At 68.6% G+C, this 6,468-nt stretch carries 7 protein-coding genes; 2 read left to right on the top strand and 5 right to left on the bottom strand.

The window, feature by feature from the left end; genetic code table 11:
• Window positions 1-386: 386 nt before the first annotated feature.
• Window positions 387-512: a hypothetical protein gene (locus ACY45C_RS17470; protein ID WP_462188627.1), complete on the bottom strand. Its 126-nt coding sequence runs from the start codon at window positions 510-512 to the stop codon at window positions 387-389.
• 342 nt (window positions 513-854) lie between these two features.
• Between ACY45C_RS17470 and def the strand changes: the two genes are divergently transcribed.
• Both def and ACY45C_RS17460 read left to right on the top strand, forming a co-directional pair.
• Window positions 855-1,529 carry a peptide deformylase gene (gene def / locus ACY45C_RS17465; RefSeq protein ID WP_462188626.1) on the top strand — a complete coding sequence of 225 codons (675 nt, stop codon included), beginning with the start codon at window positions 855-857 and terminating at the stop codon, window positions 1,527-1,529.
• 70 nt (window positions 1,530-1,599) lie between these two features.
• Entirely contained in the window at window positions 1,600-2,217 is a 618-nt protein-coding gene (locus ACY45C_RS17460; RefSeq protein WP_462188625.1) for a class I SAM-dependent methyltransferase, read from the top strand.
• On the opposite strand, the gene ACY45C_RS17455 is transcribed toward ACY45C_RS17460, so the two are convergent.
• From ACY45C_RS17455 to ACY45C_RS17440, 4 genes are all read right to left on the bottom strand, one after another.
• Complete coding sequence (locus ACY45C_RS17455; protein WP_462188624.1) at window positions 2,200-3,375, bottom strand: hypothetical protein; 1,176 nt, start codon at window positions 3,373-3,375, stop codon at window positions 2,200-2,202. The genes ACY45C_RS17460 and ACY45C_RS17455 overlap by 18 nt on opposite strands.
• Window positions 3,362-4,093: a class I SAM-dependent methyltransferase gene (locus tag ACY45C_RS17450; RefSeq protein WP_462188623.1), complete on the bottom strand. Its 732-nt coding sequence runs from the start codon at window positions 4,091-4,093 to the stop codon at window positions 3,362-3,364. Before ACY45C_RS17450 ends, ACY45C_RS17455 begins: the two co-directional genes overlap by 14 nt.
• A 10-nt stretch (window positions 4,094-4,103) precedes the next feature.
• Window positions 4,104-5,615, bottom strand: a complete 1,512-nt coding sequence (locus ACY45C_RS17445) for a glycosyltransferase family 4 protein (RefSeq protein WP_462188622.1) — start codon at window positions 5,613-5,615, stop codon at window positions 4,104-4,106.
• A gap of 259 nt (window positions 5,616-5,874) precedes the next feature.
• The gene (locus ACY45C_RS17440; RefSeq protein ID WP_462188621.1) at window positions 5,875-6,303 is read right to left on the bottom strand and encodes an organic hydroperoxide resistance protein; all 429 of its coding nucleotides are present in this window, start codon (window positions 6,301-6,303) and stop codon (window positions 5,875-5,877) included.
• Between the last annotated feature and the right edge of the window lie 165 nt (window positions 6,304-6,468).

Genomic DNA, 6,468 nt, shown 5'->3' with positions numbered 1-6,468 from the left:
AGGCCTATGGGGGGTTCGAAACGCGCAAGTTATTTCATTTCGACTCCTAGATGCGCCGGATAATTCTAAATCTTTTTGGTGTAGGGAGTCGTGGGAACCGGGGCTGTACTCCTCTCGCCTGGCCGAAAAGTAAATACCTGGGCGCCTGATTCTCTGCTGGTTCGGCTTTATCGCTGGTTCGGCTTTATCGTGGCCGACACCTTACCAGCTGGGGTTCGGGTGTCTGTGGGTGGGCTGTGCGCCAGGAGGGAGATGATACGTTGCGTTGGCGGTATGTGAGTTAGATTTAACGTTCTGTTCATCCTTTCCGGTAACCATCCTTACTCGCGCGCGGATCGCGGACGATTCGGCGTCCGCAGTCTCCGCGGGAACGGCTACGGGAACGGCTACAGGACACGGCCGGCATGACCGGACGCGACTGGGCGCGACCGGGCACGGAAAAGGCTCCCCGGTTTTTCGGGGAGCCCTATGGGGACGTAATGAAGTAACAAATACGTGATCGAGAGCATCATCGCAGGTCACAGGCCTGTGGAGGGTTCGAAACGCGCAAGTTATTTCATTTCGACTCCTATGTACGCATGGTGTCGATGAAGTTATGCCACGCAATGAATGGTCTGAGGTTCGCGCTCTTCCCGCAGGTAGCAGCCATGATGGCGCCGCGCCTGGTGATGCTGTTGATCATGGGAGCGGCCAGTCCACCGAGCGGACAGGGGGTGCGATCTGTCAAGCTCGTAGCGAACGAAGCACGTCGAGGATCGGCGGTGGCGCGGGGCCGGTCCTGCCGATCGGCAGGACCGGCCCCGCATCGACTCACGCGCAGGCGCGCCCCGGTCGGATGGAAGGAGATGCTCGCCATGGCCTCGCGCTTAGCGCGATCTGACGAGAAGGACGAGAAGGTCGATCGGCGGGTCCGGGTGCAGGGGGAGCCGGTCGACTCCTACCCGCAGCTGCCACCGGAGGTCGGCCGCGGTTCCATCCGCAAGATCACCGTTGTCGGTGAGCCTGTTCTGCACCGGCCCTGTAAGAAAATCACCGAGTTCGGGACCGCGGAGCTCGCTGCGCTGATCGACGACATGTTCACCACCATGTACGGCGCCGAAGGTGTCGGACTCGCGGCGAACCAGATCGACGTTGACGCCGCGGTCTTCGTCTACGACTGCACCGACGAGGATGGTGTGCGGCACGTGGGCCATCTGGTCAACCCCGTCCTGGAGGAGGCGCCGCCGACGGAGCGCCGGCTCGTCAAGGGAGATGAGGGGTGCCTGTCTGTTCCGGGGGCCTACATGGAGGTCGCCCGGCTCGGGCATGCCGCTGTCCGCGGTCAGGACCAGCACGGTGCCCCGCTCCGCCTGGAGGGAACCGGCTATTTCGCCCGTTGCCTGCAGCATGAGACCGATCACCTGTACGGCAGCCTCTACATAGACCGGCTGTCGAGCCGCGGACGCAAGAAGGCCCTCCGCGAGATGGAGGAGCGGACCGAGGAGATCTTCGCCCGCCGGGTCGAGGTGGCCGCCCAGCTCGGCAGGTAGCGTGCCACTGGCGCGCGCTACCTGTCCTACGAGAAAGGCTACCTGTCCTGCGAGAAAAAGGGAGTCGGCGGTGGATGTGGTGTTGCGGCGGGCGGCCGAGGCGGCGACGGGCTTCATGCCCGCGGAGGATGGCCTGGCGCTCTACGCGGCGGCGACGCGGGTATCGGCCGGCGGCCTGATCTGCGAGGTCGGCACCTACTGCGGTAAGTCGACCCTGTACCTGGCCGCGGCCGCCCGGACGGTGGGGGCGACGATGGTCACCGTGGATCATCATCGCGGGTCGGAGGAGAACCAACCCGGGTGGGAGTACCACGATGCCGATCTCGTCGACCCGCGTAGCGGCCAGCTGGACACGCTGCCCTTCCTGCGGCGGACGCTGGAGGACGCGGGCGTCGAGGACGTCGTGACGGCGGTCGTCGGCCGCTCCGAACGGGTGGGGCGATGGTGGTCGACCCCGGCCGACCTGCTCTTCCTCGACGGTGGGCACACCGAGGAGCAGGCCCAGGCGGACTACGAGGCCTGGGGCCGCCATGTGCGGCCCGGCGGTCTCCTGGCCATCCACGACGTCTTTCCGGACCCGGCGGACGGGGGCCAGGCACCCTACCACGTTCTGGTGCGAGCGCTGGCGGAGGGCTTCCGCGAGCTGTCGTGCGCGGGTTCGCTGCGCGTCCTACGCCGCGTCGACTGAGCGGCAGCCGCAGGCCGGCCGCTGCCGAGGAAGCCGGCGCTCGGCGGGTGTCCCCACCTCCGTCCGCGGCTCCGTCCGCGGCTCCGAAAGCCGCCTGCCGCCCTGCCGAGGCTCGTCGGACTCCTTGTCGAGGACACAGATCCCCTCGGGGAGGTCGTCGCCGCGGAAGAGGGTCTCGGTGACCCCGCCGGCCAACGTGTCGACCGCGAGGATCACCGCCGCCGCGGTCCAGGTTGACTGTTCGGCCGGCCAGAACGTCGCGGTCTCGAACTGCCAGCCCGTCCAGTAGCTCCCGTCGGCGTGCCGCAGGTGCTGCATGTCCATGACCAGCTTGGTCGCCGCGGCGGTCTCGCCCACGAGATGCAGGGCGATGGCGAGTTCGCAGGTCTCGGCCCCCGTAACCCAGGGCTCGTCAGCCACGCAGCGGATACCCAGACCGTCGACGACGAAGTCGTCCCACCGGCTGGTGAGCCGGGACCGACCCGCGGACCGGCGCATCGCTCCGCCGATCACCGGGTAGTACCAGTCCATCGACCACCGGTCGCGGGGGGCGAAGTACTCCGGGTGAGCGACGAGGGTGTGCCGCAGCGCGCCGGTCGCCCGTTCCCAGGCCGGTGGCACCTCCCCGACCAGGGCGGCGAGCGCCATCCCGCAGCGCAGGCTGTGCAACGTGCTGGAGCATCCCGTCAGCAGGGCCTCGGGGTAGTCGACACCGTCCGACGACCGGGCCCACCAGATTTGTCCGGTCGGGCTCTGCATATCGACGACGAAGTCCAGGGCCGCCTCGACGACCGGCCAGATCCTCGTGAGGAAGGCGCGGTCACCGGTGGCCAACCAGCGGTGCCAGGCTGCGGTGGCGACATAGGCGCACTGGTTGCTGTCGGCGAAGTCCTCCTTGACCGCGCCGCCGACGTAGCTCGTCGCCCAGGATCCATCCGGCCGCTGGTTGCGACACAGCCAGGCCCACGCAGCGTCGGCGGCGTCGACCAGGCCGCCGAGGTCGAGGGCCATGGTGCATTCGAGATGATCCCACGGGTCGGTATGGCCACCGGGATACCAGGGGATGGCGCCGTCCGGCTCCTGGACGACGGCGATCGCGGTCGCGGTCGCGGTGAGCGCCTCGGGGGTCAGGACCGGAGCAGACTCAACCGGCCGCACGCGTTACCTCCGGCTTCCTCAGATACAGCACGATGCTCTTGCCGATGATCGGATTGAGGGCCCGCTCGGCGAGGCGGGTGATGCGGGGACGGCGCATCATGTCCCACACCAGCAGCCGGTGGTAAAGCCGCGTCGCCGGATGGCCGTCGTCGTGGACACCGACGAGACACCGCAGCCACCAGTACGGGGCGTGCAGGGCGTGCGCGAAATGGGTGCCGGCCGGTTCCAGTCCCACCGCGGTCAACCGGTCACGAAGCTCGTCCCGGCGGTAGATGCGGACATGGCCCCCCTCGACGCTGTGATAAGCCGTCGACAGGCTCCAGCACACCTGCTCGGGGAACCGGTTCGGGACGGTGACCGCCACCCACCCCCCGGGCCGCAGCACCCGGGCGATCTCCGCCATCGCCGCCGTGTCGGCGGGCAGGTGTTCGAGCACCTCGGCGGCGATGATCCGGTCGAAGGTGCCGTCGGCGAACGGCAGCGCCAGCGCGTCACCGCGTACTCCGGCGGCCTTCGCCTTGGGTGGAGCCTGTCCCTCCAGGGCCATCGCGGCGAGCATCGCGTTGACGCCGGCGACCTCGTCGGCGGAGTAGTCCAGCGCGATGACCTCGGCGCCCCGTCGGAACGCCTCGAACGTGTGCCGCCCGGCGCCGCATCCCAGGTCGAGCAGCCGGCAGCCCGCGGAGACGGGAAACCGGTCGAAGTCGACGGTCAGCATGCGTCGGCCGTCAGCCGGTCAGCGTCGACGGCGCCGGTGCGGACGCCCCGGCGCCGGGTGCGGACAGCGGTGCTGGCGTTGCGGTGGCTGGTGTTGCGGCGCTGGGTGTTGCGGCGCTGGGTGTGGACAGCGGTGCTGGTGTTGCGGCGCTGGGTGTGGACAGTGGTGCCGGCATCCCGGAGGGCGGGACGGGCGGCGCCCAGCGGGCCGCCGATCCCAGTTCCGGGACGGGAGGTCCCGGGAAGGGGGAGGTGGGCGTCCCGCCGACTGCCGCGATCCGCTCGGCGTACCAGTCCGCGGTGGCCGCGGCGGCCGCCCGCCAGGAGAACCGCGCCTCCACCCGGCGGCGCCCGGCGGCACCCATTCGGGCCCGTCGTTCGGGGTCGTCGAGCAGGGAACCGATGGCGTCCGCCAGGGCCCCCGCATCCCCCGGCGGGACCAGCAATGCGGCCTCCCCGTCCGGACCGGCGACCTCGGGCAGCGCCCCGGCGGTGGTGGCGACCAGCGGGATCCCGCAGGCCATCTCCTCGACGGCGGGCAGGCTGAACCCCTCGTACAGCGAGGGAACGACCGCGACCTCGGCGGAGCGCAACAGGTCCACCAGCTCCAGTTCCGGCATGTTGGAACGGAACGTCACGGCGTCGGCCAGGCCCAGCTCGGCAACCTGGCGCTGGGCCGTTCCCCCTTCGCGGGCCTTGCCGACGCAGACCAGGTGCGCCGAGCGATCCACCCGCAGCTTCGCGAGTGCCTCGAGCAGGACGAGCAGGCCCTTGAGCGGAACATCGGCGCTGGTCACAACGACGACACGGCCCGGAACCGCCGGATTGCCCGAGGGCGCCGGCGTGAAGACGTCGGCGTCGACTCCCAACGGAACCGTGTGCATGACCGCTGAGGGGAGGTTCATGTCTGCGATGATCTCTCGCCGGGAGCTCTCCGACGGGATGACGATGCCGTCCAGCCCCCGCGCGACCCGGGCCTGCATCGGGAGGAACGAGTACCACCGGCGCAGGCCCAGCCGGGACGTGAAGGTGGTTGCCGCGGCGAGGTGCAGGCGGCGATCGACCGTGATCGGATGATGCACGGTGCCCACGACCGGGATCCGGTACGGGCGCAGGGCCGCCCGCAGCGCCAGCAGGCCGTATCCCAGCCCCTGGTTGTCATGGACGATGTCGAACGGCGGTCGGCCCCCGGATGCCCTGGGACGCAGGGCCTGGCAGGCACGCAGGCTGAAGGCGAGCGGCTCGGAGAACTGGCCGGTCCGCATCATGGCGAACTCGACGACGTCCGGCAGGCCGTGGAACTCGGCCAGTCCGGGCCACCGGAACGGGTCGGAGTCCCGGTAGAGATCGAGGCTGGGCAGTTCGGTGAGGCCGACCCCCTCCTCGAGCACCGGGTACGGCGGCCCGCTCACCACCTGGACGCGGTGCCCCAGGGCGACCAGTTCGCGGGACAGATGTCGGACGTACACACCCTGGCCACCGCAGGTGGGCAGACTCCGGTACGACAACAACGCAATCCGCAACTGTGCGCCCTCCGTCCGTCTCGGGCCATGTCCTGGTTCCTCGACGTCGAGGGTGGCGCCGCTTCCTGGCACATTAGGATATTGAGTGCCGATCTTCACTGAAATGGGCCGACGCTGCGTCCCAGAGGTGTGCTTTGCGTCACATTAGGACTCTTCGTCGCGAGTCCAAGATCTGCGGCAACGAGGGAGACTTGCCTATCCAGAGGGTTTTGTGTCCGCTTTATCCCTCTGGATAGGCAAGGTGAGCAGGGGAGCCGGGTCAGTCGCTCTCGACGAGGACCACCTCGGAGGGGATGTTGCCCCGGGTGGCCACGGAGTACGGGCACAGGGCGTGCGCGGCCTCCAGAATCTCCTGGGCGGCCGCCCGCTCGATGCCGGGGATCTGCGCCTCGATCCGCGTGCTCAGCCCCAGGCTGCCGTTGTCGTCCCTGATCAGCCCGACGGTCACGGACACCGCCGAGTCCTTGACATCGATCTTCTTCTCGCGCGCGATGGCCTTGAGCGCGCCGTGGAAGCACGCCGCGTAACCGGTGGCGAACAGCTGTTCCGGGTTCGTGCCCGGCCCGTCGTCACCACCGAGGCCCTTCGGGACGGAGAGCTGGAGGTCGATCCGGTTGTCGCTGGACACCACCCGTCCGTCGCGTCCACCCCAGGCGGTCGAGGTGGCGGAGTAGATCGTGTTCGCCATGGTTGCCTCCGTGCATCAGGTGTTGCCGAAACTCCGGAGAGCCTGTGACATTTATGCAACCAAACTGGTGCCCTAAAAACTTCGCGGCCCACACCTTCGATTGTAAACATTCACCTGCTTTAGTGATCTTGCTGTAGGTGACGGTTCACGGGCATGGCTGTGGGC

The organism is Frankia sp. CcWB2 (genome assembly GCF_977927585.1).
This window is presented reverse-complemented; position numbering and strand designations above follow the sequence as displayed.